Annotated in this window: 22 protein-coding genes and 1 riboswitch; of the genes, 5 read left to right on the top strand and 17 right to left on the bottom strand. The window is 69.9% G+C overall.

Translation table 11 applies throughout. From position 1 onward, the window contains the following. Positions 1-27: 27 nt before the first annotated feature. The 3 genes from SREC43747_RS0105160 to SREC43747_RS0105150 form a co-directional block, all read right to left on the bottom strand. Positions 28-420, bottom strand: a complete 393-nt coding sequence (locus SREC43747_RS0105160; protein ID WP_029720089.1) for a VOC family protein — start codon at positions 418-420, stop codon at positions 28-30. 75 nt (positions 421-495) lie between these two features. After that, positions 496-1,425 (bottom strand): acyl-CoA desaturase, encoded by a 930-nt coding sequence (locus SREC43747_RS0105155; protein ID WP_029720088.1) that lies wholly within the window; start codon positions 1,423-1,425, stop codon positions 496-498. Positions 1,426-1,490: 65 nt separating this feature from the next. Next, a complete protein-coding gene (locus SREC43747_RS0105150; protein WP_029720087.1) occupies positions 1,491-2,297 on the bottom strand; it encodes a TSUP family transporter in 807 nt (268 codons plus the stop codon). 209 nt (positions 2,298-2,506) lie between these two features. On the opposite strand from SREC43747_RS0105150, the gene rpsT reads away from it, so the two are divergent. Continuing rightward, positions 2,507-2,767: a 30S ribosomal protein S20 gene (gene rpsT, locus SREC43747_RS0105145; RefSeq protein ID WP_029720086.1), complete on the top strand. Its 261-nt coding sequence runs from the start codon at positions 2,507-2,509 to the stop codon at positions 2,765-2,767. 72 nt (positions 2,768-2,839) lie between these two features. Here the strand turns inward: rpsT and holA are convergent, their stop codons facing one another. Then, positions 2,840-3,823, bottom strand: a complete 984-nt coding sequence (gene holA, locus SREC43747_RS0105140; protein ID WP_029720085.1) for a DNA polymerase III subunit delta — start codon at positions 3,821-3,823, stop codon at positions 2,840-2,842. Between the two features lie 96 nt (positions 3,824-3,919). Beyond that, positions 3,920-4,051: riboswitch (SAM riboswitch) on the top strand. A 12-nt stretch (positions 4,052-4,063) separates the two neighbouring features. Here holA and thrC point away from each other — a divergent pair. Next, positions 4,064-5,335 carry a threonine synthase gene (gene thrC, locus SREC43747_RS0105135; RefSeq protein ID WP_029720084.1) on the top strand — a complete coding sequence of 424 codons (1,272 nt, stop codon included), beginning with the start codon at positions 4,064-4,066 and terminating at the stop codon, positions 5,333-5,335. Between the two features lie 34 nt (positions 5,336-5,369). On the opposite strand, the gene SREC43747_RS0105130 is transcribed toward thrC, so the two are convergent. The 9 genes from SREC43747_RS0105130 to SREC43747_RS0105095 form a co-directional block, all read right to left on the bottom strand. Next, positions 5,370-7,712 (bottom strand): DNA internalization-related competence protein ComEC/Rec2, encoded by a 2,343-nt coding sequence (locus SREC43747_RS0105130; RefSeq protein ID WP_029720082.1) that lies wholly within the window; start codon positions 7,710-7,712, stop codon positions 5,370-5,372. Beyond that, positions 7,709-8,485, bottom strand: coding sequence for a ComEA family DNA-binding protein (locus SREC43747_RS0105125; RefSeq protein WP_051387712.1), 777 nt, complete (start codon positions 8,483-8,485; stop codon positions 7,709-7,711). The genes SREC43747_RS0105130 and SREC43747_RS0105125 overlap by 4 nt, the downstream gene beginning before the upstream one ends. A 94-nt stretch (positions 8,486-8,579) precedes the next feature. Further along, positions 8,580-9,440 (bottom strand): DegV family protein, encoded by an 861-nt coding sequence (locus SREC43747_RS0105120; RefSeq protein WP_029720080.1) that lies wholly within the window; start codon positions 9,438-9,440, stop codon positions 8,580-8,582. Between the two features lie 49 nt (positions 9,441-9,489). After that, entirely contained in the window at positions 9,490-10,104 is a 615-nt protein-coding gene (locus SREC43747_RS0105115) for a histidine phosphatase family protein (RefSeq protein WP_029720079.1), read from the bottom strand. Continuing rightward, positions 10,101-10,496 carry a ribosome silencing factor gene (gene rsfS, locus SREC43747_RS0105110; protein ID WP_029720078.1) on the bottom strand — a complete coding sequence of 132 codons (396 nt, stop codon included), beginning with the start codon at positions 10,494-10,496 and terminating at the stop codon, positions 10,101-10,103. Before rsfS ends, SREC43747_RS0105115 begins: the two co-directional genes overlap by 4 nt. A gap of 188 nt (positions 10,497-10,684) precedes the next feature. Beyond that, the gene (gene nadD, locus SREC43747_RS0105105) at positions 10,685-11,320 is read right to left on the bottom strand and encodes a nicotinate-nucleotide adenylyltransferase (RefSeq protein ID WP_051387711.1); all 636 of its coding nucleotides are present in this window, start codon (positions 11,318-11,320) and stop codon (positions 10,685-10,687) included. Between the two features lie 246 nt (positions 11,321-11,566). Beyond that, positions 11,567-12,874 carry a glutamate-5-semialdehyde dehydrogenase gene (locus tag SREC43747_RS0105100; protein WP_029720076.1) on the bottom strand — a complete coding sequence of 436 codons (1,308 nt, stop codon included), beginning with the start codon at positions 12,872-12,874 and terminating at the stop codon, positions 11,567-11,569. Between the two features lie 254 nt (positions 12,875-13,128). Beyond that, positions 13,129-13,323 (bottom strand): DUF397 domain-containing protein, encoded by a 195-nt coding sequence (locus SREC43747_RS20495; protein WP_081722429.1) that lies wholly within the window; start codon positions 13,321-13,323, stop codon positions 13,129-13,131. Then, complete coding sequence (locus SREC43747_RS0105095) at positions 13,323-14,174, bottom strand: helix-turn-helix domain-containing protein (RefSeq protein ID WP_029720075.1); 852 nt, start codon at positions 14,172-14,174, stop codon at positions 13,323-13,325. The genes SREC43747_RS20495 and SREC43747_RS0105095 overlap by 1 nt, the downstream gene beginning before the upstream one ends. Positions 14,175-14,441: 267 nt before the next feature. Between SREC43747_RS0105095 and SREC43747_RS0105090 the strand changes: the two genes are divergently transcribed. Then, the gene (locus tag SREC43747_RS0105090; protein ID WP_029720074.1) at positions 14,442-14,681 is read left to right on the top strand and encodes an HC3 family zinc finger protein; all 240 of its coding nucleotides are present in this window, start codon (positions 14,442-14,444) and stop codon (positions 14,679-14,681) included. A gap of 64 nt (positions 14,682-14,745) precedes the next feature. Here the strand turns inward: SREC43747_RS0105090 and proB are convergent, their stop codons facing one another. The 4 genes from proB to rplU all read right to left on the bottom strand — a co-directional run bounded on the left by proB (position 14,746) and on the right by rplU (position 18,048). After that, positions 14,746-15,855, bottom strand: coding sequence for a glutamate 5-kinase (gene proB / locus SREC43747_RS0105085; protein WP_029720073.1), 1,110 nt, complete (start codon positions 15,853-15,855; stop codon positions 14,746-14,748). Positions 15,856-15,863: 8 nt separating this feature from the next. Continuing rightward, the gene (obgE, locus tag SREC43747_RS0105080) at positions 15,864-17,363 is read right to left on the bottom strand and encodes a GTPase ObgE (RefSeq protein WP_029720072.1); all 1,500 of its coding nucleotides are present in this window, start codon (positions 17,361-17,363) and stop codon (positions 15,864-15,866) included. A 104-nt stretch (positions 17,364-17,467) separates the two neighbouring features. Continuing rightward, complete coding sequence (gene rpmA, locus SREC43747_RS0105075; protein ID WP_029720071.1) at positions 17,468-17,725, bottom strand: 50S ribosomal protein L27; 258 nt, start codon at positions 17,723-17,725, stop codon at positions 17,468-17,470. Between the two features lie 14 nt (positions 17,726-17,739). Beyond that, entirely contained in the window at positions 17,740-18,048 is a 309-nt protein-coding gene (gene rplU, locus SREC43747_RS0105070) for a 50S ribosomal protein L21 (protein WP_029720070.1), read from the bottom strand. 452 nt (positions 18,049-18,500) lie between these two features. Between rplU and SREC43747_RS0105065 the strand changes: the two genes are divergently transcribed. Both SREC43747_RS0105065 and SREC43747_RS0105060 read left to right on the top strand, forming a co-directional pair. Next, complete coding sequence (locus SREC43747_RS0105065) at positions 18,501-20,195, top strand: hypothetical protein (protein WP_029720069.1); 1,695 nt, start codon at positions 18,501-18,503, stop codon at positions 20,193-20,195. Then, positions 20,192-21,178: a glycosyltransferase family 2 protein gene (locus SREC43747_RS0105060; RefSeq protein WP_029720068.1), complete on the top strand. Its 987-nt coding sequence runs from the start codon at positions 20,192-20,194 to the stop codon at positions 21,176-21,178. The genes SREC43747_RS0105065 and SREC43747_RS0105060 overlap by 4 nt, the downstream gene beginning before the upstream one ends. Position 21,179: the final 1 nt, after the last annotated feature.

Raw genomic sequence — 21,179 nt, 5'->3', positions numbered from 1 at the left:
CCGGTGAGGCCGCCCGGGCCGGGCAGCTCAGTCGCCGGGCTGGTGGTGGCGGACGTCCACGCGCAGCGGGTGATCGGCGGGAACCTCCACCAGGACGATCCGCATCCCGTCCGGGTCGGCGATCCAGGCCTCGTCCAGCCCCCACGGTTGGCGGGCCGGCTCGGCCAGCACGGTGACTCCGAGGTCCCGCAGCCGGGTGAACTCGCGTTGCAGATCCCGCACTTGCAGCCACAGCACCTGGTCGGGGCTGGGTCCGGTCTCCCCTTCACCGGAGAGCTCCAAATAGCCCTGGCCGAGGAAGAAGACGGTGCCGCCGGGGAACTCCCGGGCGATGGCCAGGCCCAGCACGTCCCGGTAGAAGCGCAGGGACCGCTCCCGGTGCCGCGGCCGCAGGATCAGACGGCTGCTGAGGATCTCCATGCCCCCGTTTCTACCCGCTGCTCGTGCGCGGCGGGGTGAGCGCAACGCCGGCCGGCGCGGGGGCACCGGAGACCGTCAGTCGCGCGCGAGCCGGGCCAGGCGGCGCGGGGTGGGCCAGCGGACCTGGTAGGCCCAGCCCAGTTTCTCCAGCAGCCAGATCACCCGAGCGGAGATGTCGAGCTGTCCGCGCCGAACACCGTGCCGCGCGCAGGTCGGATCGGCGTGGTGGGAGTTGTGCCAGGACTCCCCGAACGAGAGGAGCGCCAGCGGCCAGAAGTTCGCCGAGCGGTCGCGAGCTCGGAAGGGGCGGCTGCCGACCATGTGGCAGATCGAGTTGACCGACCAGGTCACGTGGTGCAGCATCCCGACCCGCACCAGTCCCGCCCAGAACAGCCCGGTGACAGCTCCCTGCCAGGACCAGGTGAGCAGGCCGCCCAGCAGGGCTGGTAGCAGCAGCGTGGCCGCGGTCCACAGCGGGAACAGCCGGTCCACCGCGGTGATCAGTCGATCGGCGAGGAGGTCCGGGGCGAAACGCCGGCTGTTGGTCATGTCCCGGCTGAACAACCACCCCATGTGGGCGTGCCAGAAGCCCCGCACCAGCGCGATCGCGTTCGTGCCGTACAGCCACGGCGAGTGCGGGTCGCCTTCCTTGTCCGCGTAGGCGTGGTGGCGCCGGTGGTCGGACACCCACCGGATCACCGGTCCTTGCATCGCGAGGCTGCCGGCCACCGCGAGCAGCACGCGCAGCGGTGTTCTGGCCTTGAACGACCCGTGGGTGAAGTAGCGGTGGTAGCCGACCGAGATCCCCAGTCCGCTGATGCAGTAGAACACCACGCCCAACGCGATGTCCGTCCAGCCGAGCCCCCACCCCCAGGCGAACGGCACGGCGCACAGCAGCGCCAGCATCGGCGCGGTGATGAAAACAGCTACCAGAACGACTTCGCGACGTGGACGTTTGCCGGCGAGAACCGGCTGAGCTGGTGTCTTGCCCGAAGTGCTGGTCATACCAGTCTCCCCCCAGATTCGTTCCGAATCCCAGCGTCGGGCGAACACCGCGGGCGCGCAACAACTCAGACGCTGGCCGCGAACTTCCAGCCCAGGCTGATCAACATCCCCACCACGACGGTCAGGAACACCCGCCGGATGAACCCGGAGCCGCGGCTGGTGGCCACCGCCGTCCCCAGCACGCTCCCCGACATGTTGGCCACCGCCATGACCAGTCCCAACCCCCACAGGACTTTGCCGGCGGGCACGAAGAACAGCAGTGCTCCGAGGTTGGTGGCGGCGTTGACCACCTTCGCGGTGGCCGAGGCGTTCACGAACGCCAGTCCACCCAGGCCGACCAGCAGGAAGACCAGGAAGGAGCCGGTTCCCGGGCCGGCGATGCCGTCCCAGAACCCGATCAGCGCACCACCGGCCAGCAGCACCGCGAGCTGCGCAGCACCGCTGAACCGCGGCCGCGGTCGCACACCCAGCTGCGGCCGGCGCCAGGTGTAGACCCCCACCGCGGCGATCGCGACCAGGACGACCGCGTTGAGCGCTTCCGAGGGCAGCGCGTCGGCGAACACCGCCCCTCCCACGGATCCGAGCAGCGCCAGGAAGGCCATCGGCAGCGTGCTCCGCCAGTCGATGGCGCCGCGGCGCGCGTAGGCGGCGGAGGCCGCGGTGGTGCCCGCGATCGAAGCGAGCTTGTTGGTGGCCAGCGAGCAGATCGCTCCTCCCCCTGGCATGATCAGCAGCAGCGCCGGCAGCTGGAGCAAACCGCCACCTCCGACGATCGCGTCGATCGTGCCGGCGGCGAACGCGGCCGCGCACAACAGCAGCAGGCCGCCCAGCGACACATCGGCGAAACCGGGCCAGTCCAACGGCTCGAGCACGGGCTGGGACCTTACGGCGGGAAGCTCCTCGGGGAGGGCGAATGTGAGCGGGTTCGCTCCCCGGCCCGTCTCCGCAGCTGGCGACCACCCGCTGTTAACATGTTTCCTCGCGCCGTGCGGCATTCCGCAGGGGAGGAAGACTGCGCTGCACGCGCAGTGCCACGAAAGTGCGGCGCGATCCGTTCCGACGACGAAGAGAGGCGTGGGCAGTGGCCAACATCAAGTCCCAGATCAAGCGCATCAGGACCAACGAGCGGAACCGGTTGCGCAACAAGGCGGTCAAGTCTTCGGTGAAGACCGCTATCCGCAAGGTGCGCGAAGCCGCTGCCGCCGGTGACAAGGACAAGGCCATCGAGCTGCAGCGCGCTGCCGCCCGCGCGCTGGACAAGGCCGCCAGCAAGGGCGTGATCCACAAGAACCAGGCGGCCAACAAGAAGTCGGCGCTCGCCAAGCTGGTCAACAACCTCTGATCGCCGTCCTGAACTGCGAAACCCCTTCCACGGCCTGGCCGGGAAGGGGTTTTTGCCGCTCCGGGGCTCCTCCTACGGACGTGCGCGGCGCAGCCGGGCGAGTTCGACGACAGCCCGTTCCAGGGCGAAGCCCGCGTCCGCTGCCTGTCCTTTGACGGCGGCGTTGACCTCGGCCACGACTTGCAGCGCCGTGGCGATGCTGCTGCTGTTCCAGCCGCGGGACTGGGAGAGCGCTTTCTTCACCTTCCAGGCCGGCATGCCCAGCTCGCCGGCCAGCCCGAAGGGGTCGTTGCGGCCGGCTGCGGAGACCCGGCCGATCGTGCGCACCGCATCCGCCAGCGCGTCCGCGATCAGCACGTGCGGCACCCCGAGCTGCATCGCCCAGCGCAGCGCTTCCAGCGCCCCGGCACGGTCACCGGTCACTGCCTTCTCCGCGACCGCGAAGCCGGTGACTTCAGCTCGGCCGCGGTGGTAGCGGCGAACAGCTGTTTCGTCGATCCGCCCGCCGGTGTCCGCCACGAGCTGGCTGGCTGCGGAGGAGAGCTCTCGGAGGTCGGTGCCGACCGCTTCGATCAGCGCCGCCACCCCGCCGGCGTCGATCTTCCCCCCGGCCCGCTTCACTTCGTCGCGGACGAAGGCTTCCCGCTCCGCCGGCTTGGTGATCTTGCGGCATTCGGTCACGCGGGCGCCGATTTTGCGCAACGCGTTCGGCAATTCCTTGGCGTGCTTTCCGCGACCGCCGCCGCTGTGCGCGATCACCAGAACGACACCGTCCGCTGGGTTCCGGGCGTGCCCCAGGAGCGCTTCGGCGATGTCCTTGCCCGCTTCTTGGGCGGCGTCCACCACGACCACCCGGCTGTCGGAGAACAGCGAAGGGCTGAGCAATTCGTCGAGTTCGGGCGCCGTGAGTTCACTCACGCGAACTCGGCGGTACTCCGTGTTGGGATCTGCTGCTCGCGCAGCATTGACCGCAGCGCGAACTCCGCGCTCTACCAGCAGTTCTTCTTCACCCAGCACGAGGTGCAACGGCTCGGCGACCACCGAGGGAGAACTCATAGCAGCATAGTCGCACGCGTCACTGTCGTCTCGGCATCTGGATTGCCAGCTAGCCACATCCCGAACGAGGGGCTAGCGTGGCGGCCACAATTGAATAGCTCATCCAGAGGGGCAGAGGGACCGGCCCAGTGAAGCCCCGGCAACCGTCGTCGACAAATTCGTGATTCTTCCCGCGAGGCCGTCGACGAAAAAGGTGCCAATTCCGACCCACTACGGGACAGATGAGGAAGGGACCTCGCGATGACTATCGCTGCGCGAACTCAGGCCGCCAACAGCAAAGGTCTGGACCTCGGTCCGGCTGTTGAGCTGGTGTCCAAGGAAGAGGGGCACCGCCAGCCACTCGCTCCGGAATTCGTCTCCATGGAGGACTTCTCCCCGCTGGAGGTCGCCTACGACTTCGGCCGAGTGCGCCGCGAGGACATCGAATCTGGGCCACGTTCCATCTGGCGCTACAAGAAACTGCTCCCCGTTCCTTCCAATGTGGAGGAATACCCGAACACCGAACCGGGGTGTACCAGGCTGGTCCGCGCGGACAACCTCGCCAAAGCGCTGGGGGTCAAGCGGATCTGGATCAAGGACGACACCGGCAACCCGACCCACTCCTTCAAGGACCGGGTGGTCGCGGTAGCGCTCGCCGCCGCCCGGGAGTTCGGCTTCAAGGTGCTGGCCTGCCCGTCCACCGGCAACCTCGCCAACGCGGTGGCCGCCGCAGCGGCTCGCGCCGGCTGGGACTCGGTGGTGCTGGTGCCGAAGACCCTCGAGCGGGCCAAGATCCTGATGAGCGCGGTCTACGACGGCTCGCTGCTGGCGGTCGACGGCAACTACGACGACGTCAACCGGCTTGCCACCGAGCTGGCCGCCGAGCACTCCGACTGGGCGTTCGTCAACGTCAACGTCCGCCCCTACTACTCCGAGGGCTCCAAGACCCTGGCTTTCGAGGTCGCAGAACAGCTCGGCTGGCGCATCCCCGAGCAGATCGTCGTGCCGATCGCTTCCGGCTCCCAGCTGACCAAGGTCTACAAAGGATTCAACGAACTCGGTCAGGTCGGCTTGGTCGAGCCGAGCCCGGTTCGGATCTTCGGCGCCCAGGCCTCCGGCTGCGCCCCGGTTTCCACGGCGTTCAAGAACGGCCACGACGTCGTCCAGCCGGTGCGTCCGGACACGATCGCCCGCTCGCTGGCCATCGGCGCTCCCGCTGACGGCCCCTACGTGCTGGACGTCGTCCGCAAGACCAACGGGGCGATCGAGGACGTCACCGACGAAGAGGTCGTGGAAGGCATCCGGCTGCTCGCCCGCACCGAGGGCATCTTCGCCGAGACCGCGGGCGGCGTGACCGTGGCGACCGCCAAGAAGCTCATCGAGAACGGCAAGATCGACCCGGACGCCGAGACGGTCCTGCTGATCACCGGCGACGGCTTGAAGACCCTGGACGCGGTGCAGGAGAAGGTCGGCCCGAAGGCCACGGTGGCCCCCAGCACCGAAGCCGTCAACGCCGCCCTGGGCCTGGAGTGACGGAGCCGCTGCGCCCTGTCCCGGTGGCCAGTTGTCACCGCGACAGGGCGTAGCGCAAGCCGTGGGGCCCGGGGAGCACGGCGATGTCCCCCCGCTCGTCGGTGCGCAGCACGCGGGTTCCAGCTGCGGTGAGCTCGTTGATGACGTGCGAGCTGGGATGCCCGTAGTCGTTGTCGGCGCCGACGCTGATCACCGCCAGTCGCGGGCGCACGGCCTGCAAGAACCGCGGGGACGTGAACCGGGATCCGTGGTGGGGCACTTTCAGCACTTCGGCGCGCAACTCCGCCCCGGTGGCCAGCAGCTGGCCCTGGCCGCGCAGTTCGATGTCGCCGGTGAGCAGCACCCGCCCCGCCTCGGTGGTGGCCATCACGACGAGGGAAGCGTCGTTGGCGTCCTGCTCGTCCCGACTGGCGGCCAGGGCGCCGCTCGGGCCCAGCACTTCGATGTCCAGACCGGGCCAGCGGGCCCGGTGGCCGGCCGTCAACGTCATCACCGGCACGTGCTGCTGACGCGTGCGCTGCAGCACTTCGTCCAACGCCCATTCGGGCTTCCGGAGCGGACCGATCCCCACCGCTCCCACTGATCGCCCGGCCAGCACCCCGGCGAGCCCTCCGGTGTGGTCGGCGTGCAAGTGGGTGAGGATCACCAGCGGGATCTTGTTCACGCCGAGGCGGCGCAGGCAGTCCGCGGTGGTGTCCGGAGCCGGTCCGGTGTCCACCACCACCGCTTCTCCGGGCACCCCGGTGGACAGCACCAGGCTGTCCCCCTGCCCCACGTCGCAGACCACCACGCTCCAGTCGGTGGCGGGCCAGTGCGGGCGCAGCGTTCGCACCGGCACCAGCACCAGCACGGCCACCACCACGAGAGCCCCCAGGACAGCGCGCAGCCGCTGACTCCGCAGGAAGCCGAGCAGCACGACGCTGGCGGCGGCCAGCAGCAGCCCGCCCAGCAGGCCGGACGGCCAGTTCACGACGGCCCCGGGCACTGCCGCGCTGCGCTCCCCGATGAACAAGACGGCCTCCAGCTCCGGAGCGGTGAGCCAGACCAGAAAATCGGCGAACCGGGGCAGCGCCGTCGCGGTGGCCGTCGCCAGCACCCCGAGCACGGTGGCCGGTGCGACCAGTGGGCTGGCCAGCAGATTCGCCCCGACCGCCACGAGGCTGAGCTCGCCGGAGAAGGACACCACCAGCGGTGCGGTGGCCAGGTGCGCGGCGGCCGGCACCGCGAGGGCCTCGGCCACTCCGGGCGGCACTCCGCGGCGGTTCAGCGCATCCGCCCACCCCGGAACCAGCAGGACGAGTCCCGCGGTGGCCGCGACGGAGAGGGCGAACCCCCACCGGGAAGCCAACTCCGGCCGGACGAGCAGCAACCCGATGACGCTGGTCGCCAGTGCGGGCAGCGCGGACCGCTCCCTCCCCACCGCCAGGGCCAGCAGGGCAACACCGCCCATCACCGCCGCGCGCAGCACGCTCGGTTCCGGTCCGGCGAGGACGACGAAACCGACCAGGCCCGCGGCACCGGCCATTGCGGAGAGCACCGGCCCGGCTCCCACGCCCCGCAGCACGAACAGCACCGCGCCGCAGACGATCGCCAGATTGGCTCCGGAAACCGATGTCAGGTGGGTGAGCCCGGCGTCCAGGAACTGCTGCTGCACTTCCGGCGACAATGCCGTGGTGTCGCCGAACACCAGCCCCGGGAGCAGCCCGGCAGCGGCGGGGCTCAGCACTCGGTCGGCCGCTCGCCGCAGTCCTTCCCGCAGGTCCTCGGCGGCCCGCTGCCACCCCGGTGGTTCGGTGACCTCGCTCGGTGGCCGGAACGCTTGGACCGCCGCCACGGTGAGTTCTCCAGCACGCGGGGGCACAGCTCGGCCGGTCACCGTGAGCTGCTGGCCGGCGATGAGGTGGCGCCACGAGCTGGTGGGGACGAACAGCACGACCTTCCCGCCCACCCGCAGCGGGCTGCCGTCGCGCTGGAGCGTTCGCAGGGTGGCGGTGGCGATCGACCGCTCCTGGGCCCGGTGCGCCCCGTACGCCACGCCCTGCCGCGGCCGGGGTTTCTCCCGCAATTCGACCCGGATCGTCACCTGCTCCTGCTGTTCGGCCGCTTCCCGCAGGGGGTGGTGCTGCACCCAGCAGGCTCGGACGCTCACCGCTCCGGTGGCGGCCCCGGCCAGCACGAGCACCGCCAAGGATCCCCGCAGCCCGCTCCCACTGCCCCAGCACCAGCACGCCAGCGCGGCCAACAGCGCGGCACCCGCAGCCACCACGCCGGAGACCCAACCGCCGTACAGCACCAGCAGAGTTCCGGCCCACACCGCCAGCGCGGCCGGCACCAGCCGCAGGTCCAGCGGTCGAGGCGTTTCCACCGGGCCGGTCATACCTCGATTTCGTCCCGCAGGCGGTCGAGTTTGGCCTCACCGATGCCCTCCACCTCGAGAAGCTGGTCCACATTGGAAAAAGCACCGTGCTCGGCTCGCCACTGCAGGATGCGCTCGGCCGTCACTTCCCCGATGCCCGGCAGCTGCTCGAGCTGCTCAGCGGTCGCCGTGTTCACGTTCAACTTCCCCGTTCCGCCGCCCTCTGGGGACTGCGGCGGCGCCGGGATTCCCACGTGGATCTGCTCCCCGTCCGTCAACCGCCGGGCCAGGTTCAGCGGGGTCAGATCGGTGTCCGGCAGCGGTCCACCGGCGGCGCGCACCGCGTCGGCCACCCGGTCCCCCGGGGCGAGGGTCACCAACCCCGGGCGGGCCACCCGCCCCACCACGCTGACGACCAGTTCCTGGGGCGGACTGCTGGTGGGCGCTGCCGCTGGCGGTGTCAACTGCGGTGGTGCGTCCTCGACCCGCGGGCGCGCACCCCAGACCGAGACCACCACTCCCGCGACGAGAGCTGCTGCCAGCACTACGAACACCAGCACGCCGGCCCAACCGGGATCCACCCGGGCGCCGACCAGCGACCGGGGCAACCAGCGGCTGGCGAACCGCCGGAGCGCGCTCTCGTCCTCCTGCTCGGGGGGGGGAGCGGAATACCCGGGGCTGGTCCGTTCCTCCGCTTCGTCGTTGGCGGCAGCTCGGCCCAGCGCCGCCAACCGCTGTTGCGGGGTGGAATCCGCACCGGTGTCCCGAGCGCGGAAATTCCTGGTGATCGACATGACGCCGACCTTAGGAATCCGGCGGGTCAGGCGAACACCAGCAGAACGCTCCCCTGTGGACAACCACGGCTGCTGTGGAAAACCGCCCAGCGGTTCATTCCGGGACCCGCCAACCTCCGGGCAGCACCACCACACCGACCGCGCCCGGGCCGATGTGCGCCCCGATCACCGCCCCCACTTCGGAGATCTGGCAGCTCACCGAATTCCCCAGTCGCTCCTGGAGTTGGTCCGCCAGCTCCTGCGCCCGGTCAGCGGCCGCCAGGTGGTGGACCGCCACCGCCGCACGACCGGTACCTGCGGATCGAAGCGCCGCCTGCAGCATCCGGTCCATCGCCCGGCTCGTGGTGCGCACCTTCTCCAGGACCTCGATGCGGCCTTCCCGGACGTGCAGCACCGGTTTGATCGCCAGCGCCGTGCCGAGCACCGCCGCAGCGGTTCCGATGCGCCCGCCCCGGCGCAGGTGCTCCAGCGTCTGCACCGAGAAAAGAGTGGTCGTCTGCCCCGCGGTGGCGATCGCGGTGTGCTCGACCTCGTCGAGATCGGCACCACGACGAGCGGCATCGGCCGCGGCCAGCACGGGGAAACCCAGGCCCATCGCCGCTGACCTGGAATCCACCACGCGGATCCGCTGCGGATCCACCTCCCGGGCCGCCAAGCGGGCCGCGTCCCAGGTGGCCGAGAGCTGCCGGGACAAGTGGACCGCGACCACGCCGTCAGCCCCGTCGTCCAGAGCCGCCTGGTACGCCTTCGCCAGTTCTTCCGAGGCCGCACCGGAAGTGGTGACCCGCTGCTTGCGCTCCAGCGCGCGGGTGAGCTCGCGCGGGGTGAAATCGCTCTCCGCGACGGCTCCTGCACCGCCGACGTTCACCTGCAGCGGCACAGTCCGCACCGCGAACTGCTCCGCCCAGCCTTCGGGCAAGTACGCTGTGGAGTCCGTGACGACTGCGATGGGCACGCCGCCACCCTACGACGTGGGCGCACCGCGGATCGACGGCGACGGCCGGTCAACTCTGCACACCAGCGTTGTAGGCGTTCAACACCCACTTGCGCCCGGTGCCGGCCCGGCGGATCAGCACCACCCAGTGGCAGTTGGCGACCCCGCCCAGGCTCGGCCACAGCTCGTGCGGAAGACCAAGCAGCTTCGCGGTCAAACCGATGATCAGCCCGCCGTGGGCGCACAGCAGAGCGGTCCCGCTGTACTGCTGGTCGAGTTCCTCCACCACCTCGACGGCCCGCTCGGAGACCTCCACCCGGGATTCGCCGCCAGGAGGAGCCCACTCCGGGTTCTGCCGCCAGGTGAGCATGGCCCCCGGCCACCCCATCTCCACCTCGGCACCGCTGAGCCCCTGCCACTCGCCGAGGTGCGTTTCCCGCAGCCTCTTGTCGAGCCGCGGCTGGAGACCGGTGATCTCGGTGAGCGCGGCAGCCGTGTCCTGGGCGCGGCGCAGGTCCGAGCAGACCAGGACGTCCGGTGCGTACTCGGCGACCACCGGGGCTGCTTTCCTGGCCTGTTCCTGGCCCGCCTCGGTCAGCTCGGTGTCGAGGTGCCCCTGGATCCGGCCCGCGAGGTTGTAGGAGGTCTCCCCATGGCGCCAGAGCACCAGCCGCTCGAGCGTCACGCCTCGGCGTCCTGTTCGTCGCTCGCCGGCTCGGCCTGGTCCTCGAACGGGATCCGCGGGCAGTCCTTCCAGAGCCGTTCCAGCTGGTAGAAGGCACGCTCCTCGGAGTGCTGGACGTGCACGACCACGTCGACGAAGTCGAGCAGCACCCAGCGACCTTCCCGGGTCCCTTCCCGGCGCACCGGCTTCGCACCGGCGAGCCGCATCTTCTCCTCGACCTGGTCCACGATCGCGTCGACCTGCCGCTCGTTCGGGGCCGAGGCGATCACGAAGCAGTCGGTAATCACCAGCTGCTCGGACACGTCCAGGACGACAACGTCGATCGCCTTCTTGTCGGCCGCGGCCTGTGCCGCCACCAGGGCTAGCTGACGCGAGTTCTCCGTGGCTGCCACGTCGCTCCTTTCGCTGGATCCGGTGTGCCAGGATAGCCATCCAGTGGAAGTTCCGGAGAACGGACTTCCGCTGCTCCCGGGCACTGCGCGCACCGGTTCGCGCTGTTGGCGCGGCTGGGCGCGCGATGGCCGTCGCCGGCCGGAACGGCGGCTGCGCTGGCGTGCCGGCCTCCGGACCACCGCGCCCGTCAGGCCTGCGGGTTCGGCCCCCACTCGGGCTTGTGCTCCGGCCCGCCTTCCCGGTACAGGCCGCGCTTGGCGATGTACTGGACGATCCCGTCGGGCACCAAGTACCAGACCGGCAAGCCCGCCCGCACCCGCTCGCGGCAGCTCGTCGAGGAGATCGCCATCGCCGGGATCTCCACGAGCGACACCGACCCCTTCGGCAGGTGGGTTCCGTCCAACGAGTAGCCGGGACGGGTGACGCCGATGAAGTGCGCGAGCTCGAACAGCTCCTCCACCCGGTGCCAGGAGAGGATCTGCTCCAGCGCATCGGCACCGGTGATGAAGTACAGCTCCGCGTCCGGGTACTGCTTTCGCAGGTCGGTGAGGGTGTCCACGGTGTAGGTGGGACCGCCCCGGTCGATGTCCACCCGGCTGACCAGGAACCTCGGGTTGGACGCGGTGGCGATCACCGTCATCAGGTAGCGGTCCTCGGCGGGGCTCACCGTCTCGTGGCTCTTCTGCCAGGGCTGTCCGGTCGGGACGAAGACCACCTGTTCCAAACCGAACTGCGCCTGCACCTCACTAGCGGCAACCAGGTGACCGTGGTGAATGGGATCGAAGGTGCCACCCATGACACCGATCCGACGCGGACGCGACATAAAAGCCAAGCGTAGGAGTCCACCCGGTTGCCCGCGGCACCGGGGAGGCCCAACCGGCCCGGGCGCGAAGCGGGTTCCGACCGCTCTCACCAGCCAGAACCCGCCGCAATCACACTTCCCGCACGGCGTGCTGCGCACCGTGACCGGCGAACTGTGACCGCCTCCACGGAGCGCTTCCGCGGCGCACCGGCTTCGCCCGCGGCGTCGTCCGGCCCTCCAGGACCAGCCGCTCCGCCGCGGGGCGGCTCAGCTGCTGGGGCGCACGTGGCCGTCGCCGAAGGCGATCCACTTGGTGGAGGTCAGTTCGGGAAGCCCCATCGGCCCGCGCGCGTGCAGCTTCTGGGTCGAGATGCCGATCTCGGCTCCCATGCCGAACTCGCCGCCGTCGGTGAAGGCGGTGGAGGCGTTCACCATCACCGCCGCCGCGTCGACCTGCGCGGTGAACTGCCGGGCCGCCCGCACGTCGCTGGTCACGATGGCCTCGGTGTGCCCGGAACCGTGAGCGCGGATGTGCTCGACGGCGTCGGCCAGCGAGTCCACCACCCCGACCGCGATGTCCAGGGACAGGTATTCGGTGTCCCAGTCCTCCTCGGTGAGCGGCACGACGTTGGAGCCGCCGACGGCGACCACCTTCTCGTCACCGTGCACCGTCACGTTCGCGCCGCGCAGCTCCGCGATCGCCCGCGGCAGGAACTCGTCGGCGATGTCCTTGTGCACCAGCAGGGTCTCCGCCGCGTTGCAGACGCTGGGGCGCCGCGCCTTGGAGTTCAGCAGGATCCGCAGCGCGGTGTCGAAATCGGCGCTGGCGTCCACGTAGACGTGGCAGTTGCCCACCCCGGTCTCGATGGTGGGCACGGTCGCTCGCTCCACCACCGTCGAGATCAGACCGGCTCCCCCTCGGGGGATCACCACGTCGACCAGTCCACGGGCGGTGATCAGGTGCTGCACCGAAGCCCGGTCGTGGCAGGGCAGCAGCTGGACCGCGTCGGCCGGCAGGCCGTGCGCCTGCAGCACGTCGGCCAGGATCCGCACCAGAACCGCGTTGGAGTTCTCCGCCGAGGACGAGCCGCGCAGCAGCACCGCGTTGCCCGCCTTGAGGGTCAGGCCGGCGGCGTCAACGGTGACGTTCGGGCGGGCTTCGTACACCATGCCGACAACGCCGAGCGGAACCCTGACCTGCTGCAGCTGGATGCCGTTGGGCAGGACGCTGCCGCGCACCACCGTGCCGACCGGGTCCGGGAGACCGGCAACGGTGCGCAGGCCGTCCGCCATGGCGTCGATGCGCTTCTCGGTCAGGGCCAGGCGGTCGAGGAGGCTGTCCGGCAGGCCTGCTCCTCGACCGGCCGCGAGGTCCTGCTCGTTGGCCTCGATGATCTCCGCGCTGCGCTGCACCAGGGCATCCGCCATGCCGTGCAGCAGGCCGTTCTTGGTTCCGCTGGTGGCCTGCGCCAGTTCAGCGGCGGCTTTCTTGGCCCTGCGGGCCGCGGCGAGCACCTGCTCGCGCAGTTCTTCTCCGGAAGCTTTGACACTCGTGGAAGCCTCTGTGGTGGTCACCTGTCCAGCGTAGTCCGCAGGCGCAACCGGGACCCACACCCCGCGGTTCCTTTTCCACGGTTCGGTGCGCCGCGCTGGGCAGGAGCAGCTTTTCGGGTCACCACCGGCGCGGCGCACGTCGCGTTCGGAACAGCGCCGGTTGTTCTCCAGGCGCAATTCAGCGCACCGCGATGCTCCGAATGGAAGCGGGAAAAATACCGGCCGCGGATTGCATTCCCCCGATCAGAGCAATACGAGGAAGCGCATTCGCGATTTCAATTGTCGAAACGCCCGGCTTTGATTCCGGCGATGAATGAGCGCCACTGCTCCTCGGGGATCTCGAGATGTCCACCGGACGGGTTTTTCGAATCCCGCACCGCTGCCGCACCACCGGTCCGACCGACCTCGACGCAGTCGGTTTCCTGGGCTGACCAGCTCGACTTCCGCCAACCGGCAGGTCTCGCCGTCATCACCTGACCCCTTCCATCTCTTCTGCGCACTTGGTGATGAACCGCAAGGATTCCTGTTCGTCCATCGCCATGTCCAGCAGGTCGGCAGCCGCGCGCAGGTACTCCTCGGCCGTCGCCGGGTTGTGGAGGAACACCGACGACCGGTAGTGCTCCAAGTGGACCACCGGGCCGGCTTTGGCGAACTCGAAGAGGACGAACGGGCCGACGTGCCCGGGGTGCCAGACCGTTGAACCGCTGCGGAGGACCCGCACCGAGATGTTCGGCCACTGCGCCAGGTCCGCGACTTTGCGCAGCTGTTCGGCCATGACCTGGTACCCGCCGATCGGTTCGCGCAGGGCGTTCTCGGCGATGATCGCGACGAACCGCGGCGCGCTGCGGGAGGCGAGGACTTCCCGGCGGCCGAGGCGCATCAGCACGAGCTTTTCCGCTTCACCAGGCGGTTTTCCGCGCATCACGGCTCGCGCGTAGTCGGCCGTCTGCAGCAGCCCTGGGACGAGCCCGGTGGCCACGTTGGTGATGCGCGTTGCGGTGCGCTCGAACTCGATCAGCGCGCTCAGCTCCTGCCCGACCCCGGCGCGGTCGGCGGTGAGCCAGTTCGGGGTGCCGGCTTCCCGCGCCATCTCCACCAGCCGGTCCTGCTCGGCAGCGCCAACGCCGAGAGCGGTGAGCACCTTGGTGACGAAGTCGGGAGACGGCACCGATTTCCCGATTTCGTACCGCATCAGTCGCACATGATTGGTGCCCAGTTCTCGAGCCAGTTTCCGCAGGCTTTTTCCTGCAGCTTCTCGCGCTTCCCGCAATTCAGCACCAAGTGCCCGCGCCTTCGGGGTGCCACCAGTGGTACGGGTCATGAACCATAGAAAAACAGAACGAAAATCTGTTAACTACTACCTGTTCAGGTAGTTGGCGCGGCGTTTCTGTACCACCAGAATGGTACGTGCGACGAAGGTCAGGGGGCGACGAAGAAGATGCTCCTCGAGGCTGTGCAGTCGGAACGAGCAGTGATTCCGCGCCGCGCTGTTCCTTCCCGAGCGTTCTGGTCGACCACCGGCCGCCAGGCCTTCCGCACCGGACCGAGACGCCCGGCCCGCTCGCACCGGGGCGGGGGGTGGTCGTAAGTGCCGCACCCGTTCCGCTGGCAGCCCGGCGAAGGACAGCGACACGCCACCCTGTGCGCTCGACCCCGCGGGGGTTTTCCGCCGGAAACCCGGATCAAGACCCTCTGCGGTGAAACGGTGACGGTGGACAACTCGGAACTGGCTTGGTTGTGGACCACCTGTCCGGAGTGCAACCAAGTCGCACGCGACCTGGCCAACAGCAGCGAGAGCGCCGAAACCACACCCGAAGACATCCCCTGAGGGCAGGCGGCCGCACAGCCTCGGCCGGCCCGCCCACCACCTCGAGCGCCACCGGAACCGGAATTCAGCGCAGCGGAACCAGGTCGTCGGCGTGGACGACTTCGCGCCGCTGCTCCGGGGGGAGCTCGTAAGTGGAACGCCCGACCAGTTCGGGCAGCTCACCCGCGTCGTAGGCGACGACCCCGCGGGCCACCACGTCCCCCTGCGGGTTCAGCAGCTCCACGACGTCGCCGCTGTCGAACTCCCCTTCCACCGCGGTGATCCCCGCGGCCAGCAGGGACCGGCGGTGTTCCACCACAGCCGTCACGGCCCCGTCGTCCAGCCACAACCGCCCGCGGGTGCCCGCGGCGTGCGCCAACCAGAACCGCCGCGCCGACAGGCGTGCACCGGTCGCGGCGAAAGCCGTGCCCACATCGGCGGGCCCCAGCGCCCGGTCGGCCAGCTCAGCGGAGGTCAACAGCACCGGAATGCCCGAGGTGCACGCGACCTTCGCCGCCTGCACCTTCGACACCATGCCTCCGGTGCCGACCCCGGAAGCCCCGGCTCCGCCGAGCTCCACCCCGACCATGTCGTCCTTGCCGTTCACCTCGCGGATCGCCGAAGCACCACCGCTGCGGGGGTCCCCGTCGTACAGCGCGTCCACATCGGACAACAAGATGAGGGCTTCCGCACCCACCAGGTGCGAGACCAGTGCGGCGAGCCGGTCGTTGTCGCCGAACCGGATCTCCGTGGTGGCCACCGTGTCGTTCTCGTTGACCACCGGCACAGCCCCCAACCCGAGCAACCGGTGCAGCGTGCGCTGCGCGTTGCGGTAGTGGCCGCGCCGGATCACGTCCTCCGCCGTCAGCAACACCTGGCCGACCGTGACCCCGTACCGGGCGAAGGACTCGGCGTACGCGTGCGCCAGCGCCAACTGCCCCACGCTGGCCGCGGCCTGCTTGGTGGCCAAGTCCTTCGGACGCCCCTGCAACCCCAGCGGCGCGAGGCCCGCCGCGATCGCGCCCGAGGACACCAGGACCACCTGTCCACCGGAGACGATCCGAGCCGCGACGGAGTCGACGACACCGGACAACCGCTCGTAGTCCAAGCCTCCCTCGGCGGTGGTCAGCGACGACGACCCGACCTTGACCACGACCCGTTCGGCTGCGGCGATCGTCTTCCGCGTCACCGAGATGTCTTCGTTCACCACTCGTCGTCCTCTTCCTCCGACCCGGCATACCCGCCGTGCTCGTCCAGCGACGACCGGCGGGCCTGCCTGGCGGCTTTCCGCTCCGCCGCAGACACGCGGTCGCTGCCCTCCAGCCGCGAGTCGTGCCCGCGGCTGCCGAGCACACCGGCCACGCCAGCCGGAGTGGACGGTTCCCAGTCGAAAGTCATGTCGCCGATCGTGACCTGGCTGCCCGGCTTCGCGCCGACCTTGGCCAGCTCCTCCTCCACACCGAGCTTCGCCAGCCGGTCCGCCAGGTAACCGACGGCCTCGTCGTTGTCGAAGTTCGTCTGCCGCACCCAGCGCTCCGGTTTCGCCCCGCGCACGATGAAGGCGTCCTCCACGTCCGGGTCCGGCTCGACGGTGAAGCCGCTGTCGTCGATCGCGGTGGGTCGCACCACCACCCGCGCCGGCTCCGGCGGCGGCAGCTCCCGCCGGTACCGCTCCACCTCGGCAGCCATCGCGTAGGAGAGCTCCCGCAACCCTTCCCGGGTGGCGGTGGAGACCAGGAAGACCGGCCAACCCCGGGCTTCCAGGTCCTCGCGGACGAACTCGGCCAACTCCCTGGCTTCGGGAACATCGATCTTGTTGAGCACCACCATCCGAGGCCGGCTCGCGAGGTCCTGACCACCGTGCTCGGCCGCCAGCGCCGGGGTGTACTGGGCCAGCTCGGCCTCCAAGGCGTCCACGTCGGAGATCGGGTCCCGCCCGGGCTCCAACGTGGCGCAGTCCACCACGTGCACCAGCACCGCGCAGCGCTCGATGTGCCGCAGGAAGTCCAGGCCCAGTCCCCGCCCTTGGCTGGCACCGGGGATCAGCCCCGGCACATCGGCCACCGTGTACACTGTCTCCCCCGCGGTGACCACACCGAGGTTGGGGATCAACGTGGTGAACGGGTACTCGGCGATCTTCGGCCGCGCCGCCGACAGCACCGAGATCAGCGAGGACTTGCCCGCCGAGGGGAAGCCGAGCAGGCCGACGTCGGCCACCGACTTCAGCTCCAGCACCAGGTCCAGCTCTTCACCCGGTTCTCCCAGCAGGGCGAAACCGGGCGCCTTGCGGGCTTTGGACGCCAGCGCCGCGTTGCCCAGGCCACCTCGGCCTCCGCGGGCGGCGACGAACGTCGTTCCCGCACCCACCAGGTCGGCCAGCACCTCGCCGTCCGGGGTGAGGACCACAGTGCCGTCCGGGACGGACAGCACGAGGTCTTCCCCGGCGGCGCCGTTGCGCATGCTGCCCTTGCCGGGCTTGCCGTTCGACGCCCGAGCGTTGGGGCGGTAGTGGAAGTCCAGCAGGGTGTGCACCCCGGGGTCGACGACCAGTTTGACGTCACCCCCGCGACCGCCGTTGCCACCGTCAGGCCCACCGAGCGGCTTGAACTTCTCCCGGTGCACCGATGCGCAGCCATTGCCGCCACTGCCAGCCGCGACGTGGATGGTCACGCGGTCAACGAACCGCGACACGTATGCCTCCAGGAAGAGAAGGGGAAGTAGGTGCCTGACGATGAAACGACGAGGGGCGGGCCGGTAATCCGGACCCGCCCCTCGTCGGGAAGTTGCTGGTAGCCGAGAGCCGGGTCTCAGACCTCGGCCGGCACCACGCTGACTGCCTTGCGGCCGCGGTAACGGCCGTACTGCACGGTGCCTGCGGACAGTGCGAAAAGCGTGTCGTCTCCGCCGCGTCCAACATTCATGCCGGGGTGGAACTTGGTCCCCCGCTGCCGGACCAGGATCTCACCGGCCTTGACGACCTGGCCGCCGTAGCGCTTCACCCCGAGGTACTTCGGGTTCGAGTCGCGGCCGTTGCGAGAGCTGGAAGCGCCCTTCTTGTGTGCCATGACTACTCAGGTCCTCACTTGTTGATGCCGGTGACCTCAACGCGGGTCAGCTTCTGGCGGTGACCCTGACGCTTGTGGTAGCCGGTCTTGCTCCTGAACTTGTGGATGCGGATCTTGGGGCCCTTGGTGTGCTCGACCAGCTTGCCGGTCACCGACACCTTGGCCAGCGCATCGGCGTCGGTCGTCACCTCGGAACCGTCGACGACCATTAGCGCCGGGAAGCTGACCTCGGAGCCCGGCTCGCCATCGAGCTTCTCGACCTCGACGACGTCCCCGACAGCCACCTTGTACTGCTTGCCGCCGGTCTTGACGATCGCGTACATGAGTCGGAAGTCTCCTGCTGCTCGGTTTCGCTATTTCACCAGGTTGCGGCGGACGCCCACCCCCAGCCGCGCGGGCCGGGGACTCCTACCACGCCGCTGGTGCAGCGTCTCGGTGGGTTCCTGTCTCGACAGCCGAGCCTCGCGGGCGGTCGCCGCCTCAACAGGCGTTTAACCTCTCCGCCCGTCCGGCGGCGAGAATTTCCCACCCATCATACAGACCGCTTCGGCATACCCGACCGACCGGGGCGGCAAGAAGGGTGGTCCGGCGTCACCGCAGGTCCGGCACGCGCGGAAAGAGCCCGCTCTGCGGGCACCCGCAGAGCTTACGGAGCCGCAACCACCAGGTCAATTTACCGCGCGGAGTTTTTGCCGGAGATCACGCAGCTGCGACCACCGATCCGAACATGATTGCTAATGTTGACCGCCGTCGAACCGGATCCTGGGGAAAGCGCGTGACTGACACCGTCGCCGGAAACCGCGAGGAGAACTCCACCACCACGCCGTGGGCGTCCCGGCTGCGAACGTTCGGGCCGGTCCTGCTCGGCCTGCTGGCCGTCGTCCCGCCGATCATGATGCTGCGGGAAGTGCTGCGCTACCCGCAGATGCACTTCTACGACTACTGGTGGGTCCTGCTGGACATCACCAACGACGACGGCTCCCTGCGCCCGAGCGCCCTCCTGGGCTTCCGCAACGAGCACCCCTTCGTCCTGCCGAGCCTGCTGTTCTGGCTCAGCGCCCGCTACGGGAACGGGCTCAACCAACCGCTCGGGCTGCTCATCATCGCGTTCGGCATCGGTTGCGTCCTGCTGGTGTGGCGGATGCTGCCCGAGCACCTCGGCCGGTGGCAGCGGGCCGGCCTGGTGGCCGCCACCTCCACGCTGGTGTTCAACCCGCACGGCATCCACAACTACGTGCGCTCGATGAGCGGGGCCTCCTGGCTGCTGGCGATGCTGCTGGTGCTGGCCGCCCTGCTGGCCGCGCAGCGCCAGCACCACATCACCGCGGTGGCCTGCGGCCTGCTGGCCTCGATCAGCTACGGCACGTCGTTCGCGGTGTGGCCAGCCCTGGCGCTGACCGCCTGGCTGCGCGGCGAGCGCAAGCGCTGGGTGGTGACCCCGCTGGTGACCGGGGCGGTCGTGGTGGGCACCTGGCTGCTGCTGCGGGGCCCGCAGGGCGGCGGGGGCAGCGCCCCCACCGACGACCCCGCCCAGGTGCTGCTCACCGGACTGAGCATGCTGGGCATGCTGTGGACCGGGCTGGAACCGGCGCTGGCCGTCATCGCCGGGGTGGCCGGGCTCGGCGTCCTGGCCCTGCACCTCACCCGCGACCGGGAGCAGCTGCGAGCCGCCGCCCCCTGGTGGGGCCTGGCGCTGTACGCGCTCGGCTGCGCGGCGATGATCGCGGTCTCCCGCGCGGCCTTCGGGGAGGCCGCGGGCCTGCAGAGCAGGTACAACAGCATGTCCGCGGCGCTGTGGATCGCGCTGCTGGTGATCGCCGTGGCCTGGCCGCGCTGGCGCAACCACCGCGCCGCCCTGGTGGGCGGCACCGTGCTGGCCACGGTGGCCCTCGGCGCCCCGATGGCGCAGCAGGTCCGGGACGACGCGCCGAACCAGCAGCTGCTGGCCGTGGCGGCGCGGATCGGCCACCCGGACGCGTTCGCCGACCGCTTCCCCGAACCCGATCGACTGCTCCCCCGCCTGCAGGCCCTCGGCCACTACCCGTTCTCCGAGGAGTTCACCCTCGGCTGCGAAGACGGCCTCGAGATCGGCGACCGGGCGGACACCACCGGCTGGCGCTCCCCGAGCATCGGGAACCTGCGCGAACCCGGCCCGGACGGCCGCGACGTGATCCTGAACGTGGAGACCGACCAGGTGCAGGGCGGTGCGCGGATGCTCAAGGGGTGGGCGATCTCCGGCATCGAACGCGCCCGGTGCATCGCGGTCATCGACGAATCCGGGACGGTCGTCGGCGGCGGGGTCGTGGACATCCCCCGGGCCGACGCCGAGGCCCAGACCATCGGCACCGAAATCGGCCTGGGCTTCGAGGCCGTCGCTCCCGCGCACACCGGCCAGCTGCGCATCGCCTTCCAGTTCCCCGACGGCTGGTGGATCCGGCCGCTCACTCCCACACCGCAGGTGGTGTCATGACCGAGAAGACGGACTCCGGTGAGATCGAAGTCTCGTTGCTGACCCCGGCGAAGGACGAGCAGGCCAGTCTGCCGCAGCTGGTCGAAGAGATCCGCGCGGCGATGGACGGCCAGCACCGGTCCTGGGAACTGCTGGTGGTCGACGACGGGAGCGCCGACGGCAGCTGGCAGGTGATCGCCGAGCAAGCCGCCCGGGACCCGCGCGTGCGGGGCATCCGGCTGCGCCGGAACTTCGGCAAGGCCGCCGCGCTGGCGGCCGGTGTCGAGCAGGCCCGCGGGCGGCTGCTGGTGACGCTGGACGCCGATCTGCAGGACGACCCCGCGGAGATCCCCGCCCTGCTGGACGAGCTCGACAACGGCGCGGACCTGGTCAGCGGCCACAAGGCGCAGCGGCAGGACCCGCTGGGCAAGCGCCTGCCGTCCAAGCTGTTCAACTGGGCCACCGGGTTGATCACCGGGCTGCGGCTGTCCGACCACAACTGCGGTCTCAAAGCGGCGAAGACCGAGATCTACCGGCGCATCCCGCTCTACGGGGAGCTGCACCGCTACATCCCGGCCCTGGCCCACCAGCTCGGCTACGTGGTCCGGGAACGAGCGGTCCACCACCGAGCTCGCGTGCACGGCAAATCCCACTACGGCCTGGAGCGGTACGCCCGCGGTGCGCTCGACCTGCTCACGGTCGTGACCCTGACCCGGTACGGGCGGCGCCCGGCCCACCTCTTCGGCGGGCTCGGCCTGCTGGCCGGCACCATCGGCACGCTGATCCTGCTCTACCTGACCGGGGTTTGGGTGTTCACCGACCAGTCGATCGGCACCCGCCCGCTGCTGACGCTCGGCATCCTGCTGGAAATCCTGTCCGTGCAGATGATCTCGCTGGGGCTGCTGGCGGAGCTGGTGCTGCACCGGACCGGCCGACCGGAGGACGTCACCGCGCTCGTCGCCGACCGGACGCACCCCAGCGACTCCCGATCCCCGGCCGGATGAC

This window comes from Saccharopolyspora rectivirgula DSM 43747 (assembly GCF_000497205.1).
GTDB lineage: Bacteria > Actinomycetota > Actinomycetes > Mycobacteriales > Pseudonocardiaceae > Saccharopolyspora > Saccharopolyspora rectivirgula.
Note: the sequence above shows the minus strand (reverse complement) of the source record. Positions and strands in the feature narration are given on the sequence as shown.